Raw genomic sequence first — 15,519 nt, forward strand, 5'->3', positions numbered from 1 at the left:
TTTTTAGAGGAAAGAAGAAAGAGAAAAGAGAAAAGAGAGTTACTTTTTCTTGCTTCTTTTTTCTTGTTTCTAATTTCTAAGAGGTTTCCCTTTCGTTAACATGTATTGAATTCTCTCTAAAGATTTTCTTTCACCAGTTAAGGATAGGAAAGCTTCTCTTTCAAGGTCTAATAAATATTGTTCCGTAACTAGAGTTGGTTCAGATAAATCACCACCAGCCATTACGTAAGCTAATTTATTGGCTATCTTCTTATCATGTTCTGAGATGTATTTTCCAGCTTCCATACTGTCAGTACCAACTAAAAACATACCTAAAGCTTGCTTCCCTAATACTTTAATGTCTTTTCTTCTAGGAGCTTGCGTATAACCTTGTTCTGCCATTTGTAAAGCCACTTGTTTCGCAGTAGCAATTTGACGATCTTTGTTTACAACAACCATATCTCTTCCTTTAAGAAGAACTCCTGTATCAAATCCTTCATAAGCAGAAGTAGCCACTTTAGCCATACCTACAGTTAAGAAGTATTCTTGTAAAACATTTAATTCCACATCATTTTTACGGAACAAGTCAGAAGCTCTTAAAGCCATTTCTTTAGAACCACCACCACCAGGGATGACACCTACACCAAATTCTACTAAACCAATGTATGTTTCTGCAGCTGCAACAGCGCGGTCAGCATGCATTGTTAATTCACAACCACCACCTAATGTCATGCCATGAGGAGCAGCAATAACTGGAATTGCAGAATAGCGACAACGCATCATGGTGTCTTGGAACATTTTAATAGCCATGTTCAATTCGTCATATTCTTGTTCTACAGCCATCATGAAAATCATTCCTAAATTAGCTCCAACAGAGAAATTCGCTCCTTGGTTACCAATAACTAAACCGTTATATTCTTTTTCAGCTATATCAATTGCTTTATTAATACCTTGAAGTACACCAGCACCAATAGAATTCATTTTTGAAGTAAATTCTAAGTTGATGATTCCATCTCCTAAATCCGTAATAATAGAGTCGCTATTATTCCATATTTTTTTGCTTTCGCGAATGTTATTTAAGATAATAAAAGCATCTTGTCCTGGAATTTTTTCTGCTTTTTTAGACTGAATATTGTAGTAATAAGTTGCTCCATCTTTAACAGAATAAAAAGAAGTGTTTCCTGAAGCAATCATTTCAGTAACCCAAGCAGCTGGTTCATAACCTTCTGCTTTCATTAATTCAATACCTTTTTCAACACCGATGGCATCCCAAATTTCAAAAGGACCATTTTCCCAACCGAAACCAGCTTTCATTGCATCGTCGATTTTGTAGAAATCTTCTGTTATTTCAGGAACTCGGTTAGAACAATATTGGAACATTGCTGAAAAATTCTTTCTGTAAAATTCTCCCGCTTTATCTTTACCTTTTACTAATACTTTAAAACGATCAATCGGTTTATCGATAGTTTTAGTCAATTCTAAAGTAGCAAAAGAAGCTTTTTTATTAGGTCTGTACTCTAATGTATCTAAATCTAAAGTGAGAATATCTTTTCCTTCTTTTTTATAGAAACCTTGTCCTGTTTTACTTCCTAACCAATTGTTATCCATCATGGTTTGTACGAAAGCAGGTAATTTGAATAATTCGTGAGATTCATCATTCGGGCAGTTCTCATAAATACCGTTAGCCACATGTACTAATGTATCCAAACCAACCACATCAACTGTTCTGAAAGTAGCTGATTTTGGTCTACCAATCACTGGCCCCGTTAATTTATCTACTTCTTCAACAGTTAATCCCATTTCTTTTACTTGGTGGAATAAACTTTGAATTCCGAAAATTCCAATTCTGTTACCAATAAAAGCAGGAGTGTCTTTTGCAACAACTGAAGTTTTTCCTAAGAATTTTTCACCATAAGCGTTTAAGAAATCTAATACTTCTTGTGACGTTTTTGGTCCAGGAATAATTTCGAATAATTTTAAGTAACGCGCAGGGTTAAAGAAGTGTGTGCCACAGAAGTGTTTTTGGAAATCTTCACTTCTTCCTTCGCTCATAAAATGAATAGGAATACCAGAAGTGTTAGACGTAATTAAGGTACCTGGTTTTCTGTATTTTTCAACTTGTTCAAAGACTAATTTTTTAATATCTAATCTTTCAACAACTACTTCAATTACCCAGTCAGAATCTGCTATTTTTGGCATGTCATCAGTAGTATTACCCGTAGTAATTCTGTTGGCAAAGCTTGGATGGTAAATAGGAGAGGGTTTCGATTTTAAAGCGTTTGCTAGATGTTCATTTACTAAACGATTTCTAACCACTTTACTTTCTAAAGTTAATCCTTTTTTCTGTTCAGCTTCTGTTAATTCTCTTGGAACGATGTCTAATAATAATACTTCTACACCGATGTTTGCAAAATGGCAAGCAATTCCACTTCCCATAATTCCAGAACCAATAACAGCAACTTTTTTAATATTACGTTTCATATACTTGGTTATAATTTGTTTTCAAATTCCTTTTCTGAATAAATTTTCTTATCCGCAATTAATTCATTAATCACTTCTGCCACTTGCATAAAATGAATCAGTTTTTCTTCTGAAACATGTTCTTTAATGGTTTCATTGAATTTTAATACGGTATTTTTAGAAAGTTCTCTTTTTTCTTGACCTTCTTTTGTGAGTTCTATAATTACACCTCTACCATCTGAAGGATTTTTTTTACGAGTAATTAACCCTTTTTCTTCCATAGATTTTAGGGTTCTAGTTAAGCTTGTAGCTTCCATTCCCATTTTTGGACCTAGCATAGTAGAAGGAGTTCCTTTTTCTTTATCAATACTTAGTAAAGCAAAACCAGTAGCCATTGTTGCTCCATATTTAGAAGCTTCTTCGTTATACATTCTTGCTACTGCTTGCCATGTATATCTTAAAATATAATCGATTGTTTTATCTTGCATTTCGAAAACGTTTTAGCAAATATAAAAAAAAATACTATGCATGCATAGTATTTTTTAATTTATTTTAAATATTTTTTTGATTAGTCTAAACTAACTATTCCTAATGCGGTTTCTGAGCCAGCAGTAACTTGAACATTTGTAATAATTTCAGGTAATAGAGGCGATTCCGGTGTTATTGTAACGGTGTATGTACCTGCATTTAATCCTACCAATTGAAAAGCTCCATTTTCATTTACTACTGTTGTATATGTTGCTCCTGTAGTAGATTCAGCTGTAATGGTTGCATTAACAGCGGTAACAGATAAAGAACCACTTATTGAACCTTGAATGTCTGACTCAACCATTCTTAAAACTGGTTTTAATGAGTAGGTTCCGTTTCCTTCTTCAACTACTGATTGATGTGCATCAAAATCTATTAATAAAGTATTCGCTACATTTGCTTCTAACTGTTGATTTACATTGATTTTTAAACCTGATTGTTGTGCACTAGGAGTGCTCAAAGGATAGGTTTGACCGTCAACTACTACTGAGTTATTTGTACCTAATATTAATCGTACTTGATTTACATTTGGAGTTTCTACCATGTCTGAGGCAATTTCTATGCTTACACCATTAGATAAATCTAATAAGTTGTAAACTTGTGCTTCAGTATCTAATGTCATGGTTGTACCATTTGAACCAATAACTTCAACGCCTCTTACATCAATATATACTGCATCATATGGGCCAGGAGCATCTGTCATTCTTACTTTATAACTATATTGCGCATTTGAACTTGAATCATCGTCGTTACAAGATGCTAAAAATAAGGATGCTGCTGCTGTAAATAATAAAAAAATCTTTTTCATTGCAATTTGTTTTTAAATGTTAATGATACAAAGGTCATTTAATTTGCAACAAATTGCCTTACAGTATTTTTATCAATGTTTATATAATTCTAATAACAAAAAAATTAATTTCCGTATATCTTAGTATATAAATCTTTATATTTCTCAATAATTATTTTTCTCTTTAATTTCATAGTTGGTGTTAAATGACCTCCTTCAATAGACCACACATCTGGAGTTAATTCGAAACGTTTTACTTTTTCCCAATTTCCAAATTTTTCATTCGCATGATCAATTTCTTCTTGTATTCTTTGAATTACATTTTCGTTAGAAGCAATTTCTGCATCTGTAGCACCAATGGAAATATTTTTTCTATTTGCCCAATCTTTAATGAATTCAAAATTTGGTTGAATAAAAGCAGCTGGCATTTTTTCACCTTCACCAATAACCATTATTTGTTCAATAAAACGAGATTGTTTAAAAGCATTCTCTAAAATTTGAGGGGCTACATATTTTCCACCCGAAGTTTTGAACATTTCTTTCTTACGATCTGTAATTTTTAAAAAGCCATCTTGGTCTATTTCTCCAATATCTCCCGTATGGAAGTAGCCATTTTCTAGTACTTCATTGGTTTTCTCCTCATCTTTATAATATCCCATCATTACATTAGGGCCTTTGCATAAAATTTCACCGTCTTCTGCTATTTTCACCTCAACACCATCGAGTACTTTTCCGACAGTTCCAACTCTAAAACCATGATTTCTCATATCATTAACTGATATTACTGGAGAGGTTTCTGTTAAACCATATCCTTCCATAACAGGAATGTTGGCAGCGCAAAAAACTTTGGATAATCGCGTTTGTAAAGCGGCACTTCCGCACACTAATAATTCTAAACGACCTCCTAATCCTTCTTGCCACTTAGAAAAAATAAGTTTTCGGGCAACTTTTAATTTTAGTTCATATAAGAATCCATTCTCACCATAAGGTTTGTAATCCATACCTAAATCTAAAGCCCAGAAGAAAAGTTTTTTCTTAATTCCAGTTAAATCAGCTCCTTTAGCATAGATTTTATCATATACTTTCTCTAAAAGTCTGGGAACAACCGACATTACATGGGGTTTCACCTCTTTTAAATTATCGCTTATTTTTTCGATACTTTCTGCAAAATAGATGGATATACCATGATGTTGGTACAAATAAGTAAGCATTCTTTCAAAAATATGACAGATAGGTAAAAAACTTAATGCTATTGAATTTCCCGAATGTAAAGGTACCCTAGAAGAACTTAGTAATACATCTGAAACAATATTTTGATGGGATAACATAACACCTTTTGGTCTACCAGTAGTTCCAGAAGTATAAATAATAGTAGCTAAGTCTGTAGTAACAACATTATTTTTTCTATCTTCAACAACATCTTGATTCGATTCATCTTTACCTAACTCTAATAATTCATTCCAATTTTTACAGCCAGGAATAGTATTAAAAGAATAAATTTCTTTTAAAGTAGGAACATTGTTCTTAATTGACTTTACTTTTTCAAAAACTTCTTCATCAGAAACCAAACAGTAAGATGAACCAGAATGATTTAAGATATATTCATAATCTTCAGAAGTAATAGTAGGGTAAATAGGAACATTTTGAGCACCAGTTTGTAAAATACCAATATCACAAATATGCCATTCTGTTCTATTGTTAGAAGAAATAACAGCAATTTTATCATTTTTTTGAACTCCTAAACGCAGGAAAGCCCTAGAAATGGTATTGGCTTTAACTAAATATTCTTTTGTAGAAGTTTTGATCCATTCTTCACCATATTTTGTTACTAATGCATCCGATAAATTATATTTTTCAAGTTGATGATAAGGGAAATCAAACAAGCGGGTAATGGTAGACATAAATTTACATTTTTAATAGTATGCAAATTATAAAATTATTATTAATTAACCAATTATTTATGAATATGTTAAATATTTTAATTAATTATTTGATAGTTAATATATTATGCATGCATAGTATTTTTGATAAATTTATTTTGTACCCTATTTTTAAAATAAAAAACTATAAAAAAATCATTTTAATGAAAAAATTAGGGTCATTTTATGCAATTGTAACAATACAGATTATTTTATTTTAGCTTTCATTCCTACGTTTTAAAATTTTAAATACTACGTTAAATGTATCAGTAACTTCATTATATATTATTATTTTTGCATTAAATTAAGATTAAATAATTAATGAAGTCATTTTTTAGATTAGAGGAATACAAAGTAGTATTATATCGAGTAGGATTAGTATATTTATTTTATTTTATTGCCCGAATTTTATTTTATATTTATAATGCAAACATTGTTGAAGTAGATTCAATAGGAGAGTTTTTAAAAATTGCCTATCATGGTTTGGCATTTGATACTACTGCAATTTTATATATAAACGGACTTTTTATTCTACTCTCGATTTTTCCTTTTTTTATAAATACCAAAGCCAGTTACCAAAACTTTTTATTTTGGTTTTACTTCATCACAAATCTTGTTTTTTATGCTTTGAATTTTATTGACTTTATTTATTACAAGTATAATTTTGCAAGATTAACATTAGCTGCTTGGGACATTATTAAACACGAAGAAGGAAAAGGAAGTATGCTTTTTAGGTTTTTAATTACGTATTGGCATGTATTTTTACTATATGTTGCAATGGCTGTATTATGGATTTTCCTTTACAAAAAAGTTAAGATAAAACATAACTTGAGAGAGGATTCTAAAGTGAAATACATTATGAAATCTGTAATTGGTGTTTTAATCATTACGACTTTATGTGTTGGAGGTATTCGTGGAGACTTTAAAAAAAGTACGCGTCCTATTAATTTAGTGGATGCCAACCGACATGTTAAGAAAATTAAGCAAGCGGATTTAGTATTAAATTCTCCTTTTACTTTTTTGCGAACCATTAGAGTAAAATCATTCAAAAAGCAAGATTTTAATATTGCTCAAAATGTGATTGAAGAAAATTTTAAACCTATTAAATTCTATCATTCTAATTCGCCTTCAAAACCTAATATTGTTCTGATTATAACTGAAAGTATGGGGAGAGAATATATTGGAGCTTTTAATAAAAATGCAGGGATTAAGGATTATGTGAGTTATACACCTTTCTTAGATTCTTTAGCACAGCATAGTATGATTTTTACTAATGCATATTCTAATGGATATAAATCCATTCATGGTATGTCTTCTATTATTTCTGGAATACCCTCATTTAAAGATGCTTTTACCTCTTCACCTTTTGCACAGCAAAAAATTGAGTCGATGGTTTCTTGTTTGAATAGTAAAGGCTATGATACTTCTTTTTTTCATGGTGCACCAAATGGTTCTATGGGCTTTTTAGGATACAGTAATATTCTAGGTTTTGATCATTATTACGGCAAAACAGAATATGGGAATGATGCCGATTTTGATGGTTCTTGGGGAATTTGGGACGAACCTTTTTTACAGTTCATGAATGCTACTTTAAGTAAAAAACAGCAACCATTTTTTGGTACCGTTTTTACAGTTACTTCTCATGAACCTTATGTTATTCCTAAAGAATTTGAAGGAAAGTTTCCAAAAGGGAATGTACAAATGCATCAATGTGTTGGATATACCGATTACGCTTTTAAGAAATTCTTTGAAGCCGCTAAGAAAGAGCCATGGTTTTCTAACACTATTTTTATTATTACTGCAGATCATTGTAACCAAGTAAGTTATAAAGAGCATTTTTACGATAATATTATGAATCGAAACGCAATTCCGATATTAATTTATAAACCAAATAGTGATTTTGTTGGAGAAAGTAATGAAATTGCACAACATATCGATATTTACCCAACAGTAATGGATATGATTGGTTACGATAAACCTTTTAGAAGTTGGGGCAGAAGTTTGTTAACTACTGAGGACGATATTGAACCTTATTTAATTAATTTCAATTCAAACATTTATTATTTTATGAAAGATGGATATATTTGTTTGTTTGATGGAACTAATGCTATTGGTTTTTATGAGGTACAAGATGTTACTTTATCTCATAATCTCATTAATCAAAGAAATGAAAAAATGAATCGTTTAGAGCAACAATGTAAAGCATTTATTCAAGATTATTTTGATCGAATTTTAGATAAAAACTTAACAACTCAAAAATAAAAATGAAAAAGAAAATAATAATTTTAGTAATTGTAGTAGCTGCCATTTTTGGTGGGAAATACTATTATGATATGCATATTAATCATAATTTTGAGACAATTACTGAAGGGAAAGTATATAAGAGTGGGGTTATTCCACCTGATGAATTACCAAAATATATTAAAGAACATCACATTAAAAGTGTGGTGGATTTACGTTTTCCTGGTACTGGTGATGATGTGAATAATCCTGAAATTCCAGAAGAATTAACTGCCGAAAAAGAAGCCATTGCAAAACTAGATGGTGTTCAATATTTTAATAATGGTTCAGACCAAGTACCACAAGAACATAATTTAAAAATGTTTTTTGAAATTATGGATAACCCAGATAATTATCCTGTTTTAATACACTGTTACCATGGAGTAGGTAGAGCGGAAATGTATTCTGCTATTTATCGAATTGAATATGAAGGAATGGACCCAAATGAAGCAAGACAAAGTACACGTTTTTTAACCAAATGGAGTTCGTTTGATTTAGGAAAACCTAAAGGCGATTATTTATTCAATTATACCAAAAGAAAAGATAGCGTAAAGTAAATTATCTTTTTGCGATTTTGTTATTTGAAATCTGTCTTTGTCGGGTACATTTAAATCTGCCTTCTTCAAAATTTCTTAATTTTTGATGTTTGGTTTTACGATTGGTAACTCTTTTTCTCCACAATTCATAGCTAGAACGTTTTAATTCTTTGCGCATTAATGCTTTGGTTTCCATTTCGGTTATACCAAATTGAAATGTAATGGCTTCAAAAGGAGTTCGGTCTTCCCAAGCCATTTCTATAATACGATCAATTTGTTCAGGTGTTAGAGATATTGACATAATCAGATTGAATGAATTGTTCTTTTAAACGTAAAATCTTCGCTAAAAAACTATAGTTTTTTCTTACATATTGATTGTTTCTAAATTTGATGAACATGCCATCTGCGTGAATGCTTAGTGTTTCAGATTGAAAAAGAGCAAGTTTGAAATAAGGAATGATCCAAGAGTAATTTTGTAAGCCTTTATTAATATGCAAAATGATGCCTTTGGGTCTTAGTTCAATATTTGCATAATTAATATCTGAATTGGTATTTAACACATTCCTAAAATGAGGACTCACTTCTTCAATCATCATTCGATGCGAACCAGTCCCTTTTAATTGTATCGCTTTTAAAAAAGAGTAAGGTTTACCTAATAAGGTATTGATTTCTCTTGTTATAGCATTATCTACATAAGTGGTATTAAACAACATAATTCTTAAAGTTATTAATTTGAATTGCATTTGCTTTTATGTCATGCATTAAATTATATAAGCCAAAAAAGGTTCTATTGATATAAATAAAATGTTTAGAACCTCGATTTCCATTCATGTTTCTTATTTCTGTACTTTTAGAATAACGTTCACCTAATTCGGCAATTTGACCAAAAAAAGTTTCGTCAGCAAAATCAAATGTTTCTTGATGGAAAGGCTGTGTAAAGAGACTCAACATTTCATGGAAAAGTTCGGAAAAGAATTTTTTCTCTTTAGCTGTATCTTCTGGTTTTAAAATTTCAAGTTGGTATAGTTTTTCTTCAAAAACAACGGGATTATCTATATTTTCTTTTTTAGCCAATTCAAAATAAGGGATGTAAAAGTCATTAGGAACCGTTTTCATACAGCCAAAATCGAGAACAATTAATTTTCCTTCTTCAGATACCAAAAAATTTCCTGGATGAGGATCAGCATGTACTTTTCTAAGTATGTGTATTTGGTACATATAAAAATCCCATAAAGCTTGTCCGATAGTATTTGCTAATTCTGAATTCGTATTTGAAATACTAAACTCTGAAAGGTGTTTGCCACTCATCCAATCCATAGTTATGATTCGTTCCGAAGACCATTTCTCATAATAATTTGGAAATTGAAGATTGGGTAAATGTTGACATGCTCCTACTATTTCTTTACTTTGCTTTACTTCGTTGATATAATCGGTTTCTTCAATAAGTTTTTCTTCCACTTCTTTGAAATACTTATCAGAATCTTTTCCCTTAATATTGAACATTTTAATTGCAATCGGTTTTACCAAAGCTAAATCGGAGGAAATACTTTCAGCAACACCAGGATATTGAATTTTTACAGCTAATTTTTTTCCATTTAATGTTGCTTGATGTACTTGACCAATGCTAGCAGCATTAATGGCTTCTAAATTAAATGCATCAAAAATTTCATTTGGACTTTTACCAAAATACTTTTTGAAAGTCTTTAAAACTAGTGGAGCGGAAAGAGGAGGTACAGAAAATTGAGATAATGAAAACTTCTCTACATAAGCTCTAGGTAAGATGCTTTTTTCCATACTGAGCATTTGTGCCACTTTTAAAGCACTTCCTTTCATTTGTTTCAAGCTGTCATAAATATCTTCCGCATTAGAAAGGTTTAAATTCTCTTTAGCTTCTTCTTCTGTTTTTGTTAGTTTATCACCATAATATTTCAAATAATTCACACCAACTTTTGCTCCGGTTTGAATTAATTTTGAGGCACGTTGTATTTTGGAAGTTGGTATACTATCGATAGATTTCATAAAGGCTATTTTTGAAATTACGTTTTAAAAAATTAAACGAGTGAAATAAATGAAGTTGTTATATGGAAACCTTTTCTTTCCAGAGGAATTTTCCGAAATCAATAATGTTTTTCAACGGCGTCATATCGATAAGGTCAAAACTGGCATGAATTGATTTTTCAATAAACACATCCGTTTTTTCAAAAGAAGGTGAGGTGTCGTCTATCCAAAATTTTAAAGTCATTAAAAATTGAATCCAACTCAATTCCGAAATGCTTTTTTGTTGGAATTTTTCAAGGGTTTCTTGCGGTATTTTTAAAGTTTCAATACCCAATGCATCCACAAAATTTTTAAACTGAATTCTAAGAAGACTTAATTTCTTAAGATTTTTTAACTGGTTTTTATCTTCATGAAGTAACTGCATTACAAAACTTCTATTAGCAGTCATTTGTTCAAAATAAGTATAATAGAAACTTAATAATTTAGTTTTTGCATCATAAGTTGCATATTCTTCACTGGCTTCCAAAAGAGATAAAGTGGAATCAAAAAAAGTGGTAAAAACAGCTGCTTCTAATTGGTCAAAATTGGTAAAAAAGCTATAAAATTTACTTTCATCAACTTTAAGATATTCACAGAACTGATAAATAGAACTTGGTTTTTTTCCTTCAGTTAATACAAACTTTGAATATTCTGAAAGAATGCGTTCTTTGGTGAGATTTAATTTCTTTGCCATAACCGATATTTTATCTCAAAGATACGAAATAATTGTTTAAGTGTAATTTAAAAACAGTTAAACAAAGTATAAATTTTGTAGATAAAAAAAGCCCAGATTGCAATCTGAGCTTTGAATTTATAAATAGAAAGAATTTTATTCCATAGTTTCTTGCATCGTATGATATACATTCATCACATCATCATCTTCTTCGATCTTTTCTAATAATTTTTCCACATCGGCAACTTGTTCAGCTGTAAGTTCTTTGGTAACTTGAGGAATACGTTCAAAACCAGAAGATAAAATTTCTAAACCTCTATTTTCTAATTCTTTTTGGATAGCCCCAAAACTTTCAAAAGGAGCATACATTACAATGCCATCTTCATCAGCAAAAATTTCTTCTACACCGAAGTCAATCATTTCTAATTCTAGTTCCTCTACATCTTGACCTTCAGCTGGTATTCTAAAATTACAAGTGTGATCAAACATAAATTCAACGGAACCTTGAGTTCCCATAGTTCCATTGCATTTATTGAAGTAACTTCTAATATTTGCTACAGTTCTATTATTATTATCGGTTGCTGTTTCAATTAAAATGGCAATTCCATGAGGTGCATAGCCTTCAAACAATACTTCTTTATAGTTAGCAGTATCTTTATCAGATGCCTTTTTGATAGCACGTTCAACATTATCTTTAGGCATATTTGCAGCCTTAGCATTTTGTATAACGGCTCTTAGTCTAGCATTCGTTTCTGGATTTGGACCACCTTCTTTTACAGCAATAACTATATCTTTTCCGATTCGAGTAAACGTTTTAGCCATTGCAGACCAACGTTTCATTTTACGTGCTTTTCTAAATTCAAATGCTCTTCCCATTTCTAAATTGTTTTAATCGCAGCAAAAATAATTTTTTTACTGTCAATATCAAAATAAGTTAAAAAATAAAGCATGTTTGGATACTTTTAAGGTAATTTGAAAGAAAGTTATTCTAATTCAATAATAGATTAAATGCAAATAATCCATTTTTTTTAAATAATTTTATACTATTGGCAAATAATTTCGATAAATAAAAAATGAATGGGTAAAAATATTTACAATTTAATCAATTGGTTTTTTAGAAAACCAAGAGCTTCGGGTTTAATCGTTTTTATTAGTTTATCTCTTATTTTTAGCTATATCGCTTTTCAACAATATAAAATCGATAAAGAGAATAGACGAGTAGAAATGACAAATACGTTGCATGCGATTACTCAAAATATTGATCAAACCCTCAAAAATTGTTACACTACCACATTAACATTAGCTTTAACGATTGATAGTAATGGAATTCCTAAAGATTTTGATGTAATTGGAAGAAAGCTTTTAGCATCAAATAGTAGTATTAATGCGGTACAAATGGTTCCTAATGGTATCATTAAATACACTTATCCTTTAGCAGGTAATGAAAAAGCTACAGGATTGGATATCTTAAAATCAGATTACTTACAAGAGGAAGCCTTAAAATCTATTGAAACTCAAAAAATGTATTTTGCTGGACCTTTTGAACTCAAACAAGGTGGTCAAGGCATTGTAGGAAGGCTGCCTGTATATATAAAAGATAAATTTTGGGGTTTTTCTGCTGTAATTATTAAAATGGATAGGCTACTTGAAACTTCAGGGATTAATGCTATCAATAGTCAGAATTTTAGTTTTCAATTGTCTAAAATTAATCCTAAAACGGAAGAAGAAGTCTTTTTTTTACAGCAAAGCGTTCCTTTCAAAAAAGACAATTATGTGAGTAGTTTTGTTCCTGATGGCGATTGGAATTTATACATTTTGGATAAGAAAGCTAATATGTTGTTTTACCGTTTTTTGTTAAAAATTGCATTAGGTGTTTTACTGGCATTAACGTTTACTTTTTTTATCATTTTATTATTGAAAAAACCTGAGCAATTGGAACAATTGGTAAAAGAACAGGCCAATAAATTAGTAAGTAGTGAACTGCGCTTTAAGACTATTTTTGAACAAGCTGCATTAGGAATTGCAAATGTTGATGGAGCAACTGGTAAATTTATTGAAATTAATGATAAATTTTGCAAAATAGTGGGTTATACTGAAAGTGAAATGAAAGAAAAGAGCTTTCAAGAAATAACGCATCCTGATGACTTACCTAAAGATTTAGAATTACTTGAGAAAGTAAATAAAAGAATAATCAAACAATATTCTCTAGAAAAAAGATATTTTGATAGTGAAGGAAAAATTGTTTGGGTAAATCTGACCGTGACTCCTTTATTAATTGATAATGATTCAAATACTTTTACATTAATTTCAATTGTTGAAGACATAACCCTTAAAAAAGAAACAGAAGAATTAATAAAAAAGAGCGAGAATCACTTTAAAAGTCTTTTTGAGGATTCTCCTTTACCCTTAAGAGAAGAAAATTTTTCGCAAGTAAAAAAGTATTTGAAAAATTTAGAATTATTAGGAAAGGATGTCGATTTTGTGAATAACTATTTAGAAAAGAATAAAAAAGTGGTAGAAGAAGCTTATGCTTTAATTCGATTGAATAATGTAAATCAGGCGTGTTTAAACTTATATCAAGTGAAGACGATTCAAGAACTTATTTCCTATAAACCCGCTTTGTTTAATAAAAGAGCTTTTACCGATTTTAAAAATCAATTGATAGCGATTACTCAAAATAAAAAACAATTTGTACTAGACACAATAATTAAAAATGCTCAAGGGGAATTAAGATATATCGATTTAAGATGGAATGTAATTCGGGGTTATGAAGACTCTCTAAATAGAATTATTGTATCAACTGAAGATATTACAGATAGAAAGTCTAATGAACAAATTATATTAAATTCCCAACAACGTATTGCATCTTTAATTAATACAATTGATGGTATTGTTTGGGAATGTGATGCAATGACTTTTGAATTTACGTTTATTAGCAAAAAAGTAGAGCATATTTTAGGCTATACAGCAGAAGAATGGTTGTCTGAAAAAGATTTTTGGAAAAATCATATTCATGAAGAGGATAGAGCAACCGTCATTAATTTTTGTTCAGAACAAACCAAAAATAATTTAGATCATGATTTTGAATACCGAATGATAGCCAAAGACGGTTCGGTTGTTTGGTTGCGAGATATTATTAATGTCGTTTCTGAAAATAATAACGTAGTGAGTTTAAGAGGGATTATGATTAACATTACCAAAAACAAAGAAATAGAGAAAGATTTGCATAATTCCTTTAATTTGGTCTCGGAACAAAATAAAAGACTTTTAAATTTTTCGTATATTGTTTCTCATAATTTAAGATCACACACGAGTAATATAACTTCTTTGATAGGATTAATTGAAGTTACAGAAGATGAAAAGGAAAAAGAAGAAATGTTAGGAATGCTAAAAACGGTTTCGGATTCCTTAAATGAGACGATGGTTAATTTAAATGAAGTGGTTAATATTCAGACAAATATTAGTTTGACTATTGAAAAAATTAATCTTTTAGATTATATAGAGGCAACTTTGCAATTGTTAGCGCCATTAATTAAAGAGAAAAAAGTAAGTGTAATACACGAAATTAGTCCGCATATTGAAGTAAATTATAATTCGGCTTACATGGAAAGTATACTTTATAATATTCTTTCCAATGCTATTCGTTACAGTCATCCAGACCGTAAACCAACAATTACAATACGATATTATCTAGAGAATGAGTTTAAAATAATTGAGATTTCAGATAATGGAATTGGAATTGATTTAGTAAAAAATAAAGACAAAATCTTTGGGATGTATAAAACATTTAGTCATTATACAGATTCAAAAGGGATAGGTTTGTTTATTACAAAAAATCAAGTGGAAGCAATGGGAGGGAACATTACTGTTGATAGTGAGCTAGACAAAGGAACTACCTTTAAAATCTATATTCTATGAAAAAAAAATCAATATGGATAATTGATGATGATGCCATCTATAAATTTGTCATTCAAAAGCTAATTGCAAAATCGGACTTATTTGATGATGTAAAAACATTTTCAAATGGAGAAGAGGCTTCAAATGCTCTTAAAAATGAAGGAAACGAAAATACGTTGTTACCAGATATTATTCTTCTCGATATTGAAATGCCGCGAATGGATGGATGGGAATTTCTATCAGAAATTGAAGCTTTTCTAAAAATGGAGGCTCAAAAAAATATTAAAATTTTTATGTCTAGTTCTTCTATAGCTTTTGAAGACAAAGTAAAAGTAGATAACAATCCCAATATTAATGGCTATTTAACAAAACCTATTTCCTACAATGATTTGTTGCAAATAGCGATGTAAGTAAGACAAAAAC

13 protein-coding genes are annotated in these 15,519 nt (G+C 30.2%); 4 read left to right on the forward strand and 9 right to left on the reverse strand.

Features of this window, described 5'->3' with window-relative positions; genetic code table 11:
- Positions 1-69: 69 nt before the first annotated feature.
- The 4 genes from FHG05_RS12580 to FHG05_RS12595 form a co-directional block, all read right to left on the reverse strand.
- Positions 70-2,460, reverse strand: coding sequence for a 3-hydroxyacyl-CoA dehydrogenase/enoyl-CoA hydratase family protein (locus FHG05_RS12580; protein WP_140998379.1), 2,391 nt, complete (start codon positions 2,458-2,460; stop codon positions 70-72).
- Between the two features lie 8 nt (positions 2,461-2,468).
- Complete coding sequence (locus tag FHG05_RS12585) at positions 2,469-2,927, reverse strand: MarR family winged helix-turn-helix transcriptional regulator (RefSeq protein WP_140998380.1); 459 nt, start codon at positions 2,925-2,927, stop codon at positions 2,469-2,471.
- Between the two features lie 80 nt (positions 2,928-3,007).
- Positions 3,008-3,775 (reverse strand): DUF4382 domain-containing protein, encoded by a 768-nt coding sequence (locus tag FHG05_RS12590; RefSeq protein ID WP_140998381.1) that lies wholly within the window; start codon positions 3,773-3,775, stop codon positions 3,008-3,010.
- A 104-nt stretch (positions 3,776-3,879) separates the two neighbouring features.
- On the reverse strand, positions 3,880-5,655 hold the full coding sequence (locus FHG05_RS12595) for an AMP-dependent synthetase/ligase (protein ID WP_140998382.1): 1,776 nt from the start codon (positions 5,653-5,655) through the stop codon (positions 3,880-3,882).
- Between the two features lie 339 nt (positions 5,656-5,994).
- On the opposite strand from FHG05_RS12595, the gene FHG05_RS12600 reads away from it, so the two are divergent.
- Entirely contained in the window at positions 5,995-7,935 is a 1,941-nt protein-coding gene (locus FHG05_RS12600) for an LTA synthase family protein (protein WP_140998383.1), read from the forward strand.
- A 2-nt stretch (positions 7,936-7,937) separates the two neighbouring features.
- A complete protein-coding gene (locus FHG05_RS12605; protein WP_140998384.1) occupies positions 7,938-8,510 on the forward strand; it encodes a dual specificity protein phosphatase family protein in 573 nt (190 codons plus the stop codon).
- Between the two features lies 1 nt (position 8,511).
- Here the strand turns inward: FHG05_RS12605 and FHG05_RS12610 are convergent, their stop codons facing one another.
- The 5 genes from FHG05_RS12610 to FHG05_RS12630 all read right to left on the reverse strand — a co-directional run bounded on the left by FHG05_RS12610 (position 8,512) and on the right by FHG05_RS12630 (position 12,075).
- Entirely contained in the window at positions 8,512-8,790 is a 279-nt protein-coding gene (locus FHG05_RS12610) for a TIGR03643 family protein (RefSeq protein ID WP_140998385.1), read from the reverse strand.
- Positions 8,768-9,202 (reverse strand): hypothetical protein, encoded by a 435-nt coding sequence (locus tag FHG05_RS12615; RefSeq protein ID WP_140998411.1) that lies wholly within the window; start codon positions 9,200-9,202, stop codon positions 8,768-8,770. The genes FHG05_RS12610 and FHG05_RS12615 overlap by 23 nt, the downstream gene beginning before the upstream one ends.
- Positions 9,192-10,508: an ABC1 kinase family protein gene (locus FHG05_RS12620; protein WP_140998386.1), complete on the reverse strand. Its 1,317-nt coding sequence runs from the start codon at positions 10,506-10,508 to the stop codon at positions 9,192-9,194. The genes FHG05_RS12615 and FHG05_RS12620 overlap by 11 nt, the downstream gene beginning before the upstream one ends.
- Positions 10,509-10,566: 58 nt before the next feature.
- Positions 10,567-11,220, reverse strand: a complete 654-nt coding sequence (locus FHG05_RS12625) for a TetR/AcrR family transcriptional regulator (protein WP_140998387.1) — start codon at positions 11,218-11,220, stop codon at positions 10,567-10,569.
- 135 nt (positions 11,221-11,355) lie between these two features.
- Positions 11,356-12,075, reverse strand: a complete 720-nt coding sequence (locus FHG05_RS12630; protein WP_140998388.1) for a YebC/PmpR family DNA-binding transcriptional regulator — start codon at positions 12,073-12,075, stop codon at positions 11,356-11,358.
- 201 nt (positions 12,076-12,276) lie between these two features.
- Between FHG05_RS12630 and FHG05_RS12635 the strand changes: the two genes are divergently transcribed.
- Entirely contained in the window at positions 12,277-15,117 is a 2,841-nt protein-coding gene (locus tag FHG05_RS12635) for a PAS domain S-box protein (protein ID WP_140998389.1), read from the forward strand.
- Entirely contained in the window at positions 15,114-15,506 is a 393-nt protein-coding gene (locus tag FHG05_RS12640; protein ID WP_140998390.1) for a response regulator, read from the forward strand. Before FHG05_RS12635 ends, FHG05_RS12640 begins: the two co-directional genes overlap by 4 nt.
- The last annotated feature ends 13 nt before the right edge of the window (positions 15,507-15,519 follow it).

Origin of the sequence: Flavobacterium profundi, from assembly GCF_006491645.1 — a bacterium.
Lineage (GTDB): Bacteria > Bacteroidota > Bacteroidia > Flavobacteriales > Flavobacteriaceae > Flavobacterium > Flavobacterium profundi.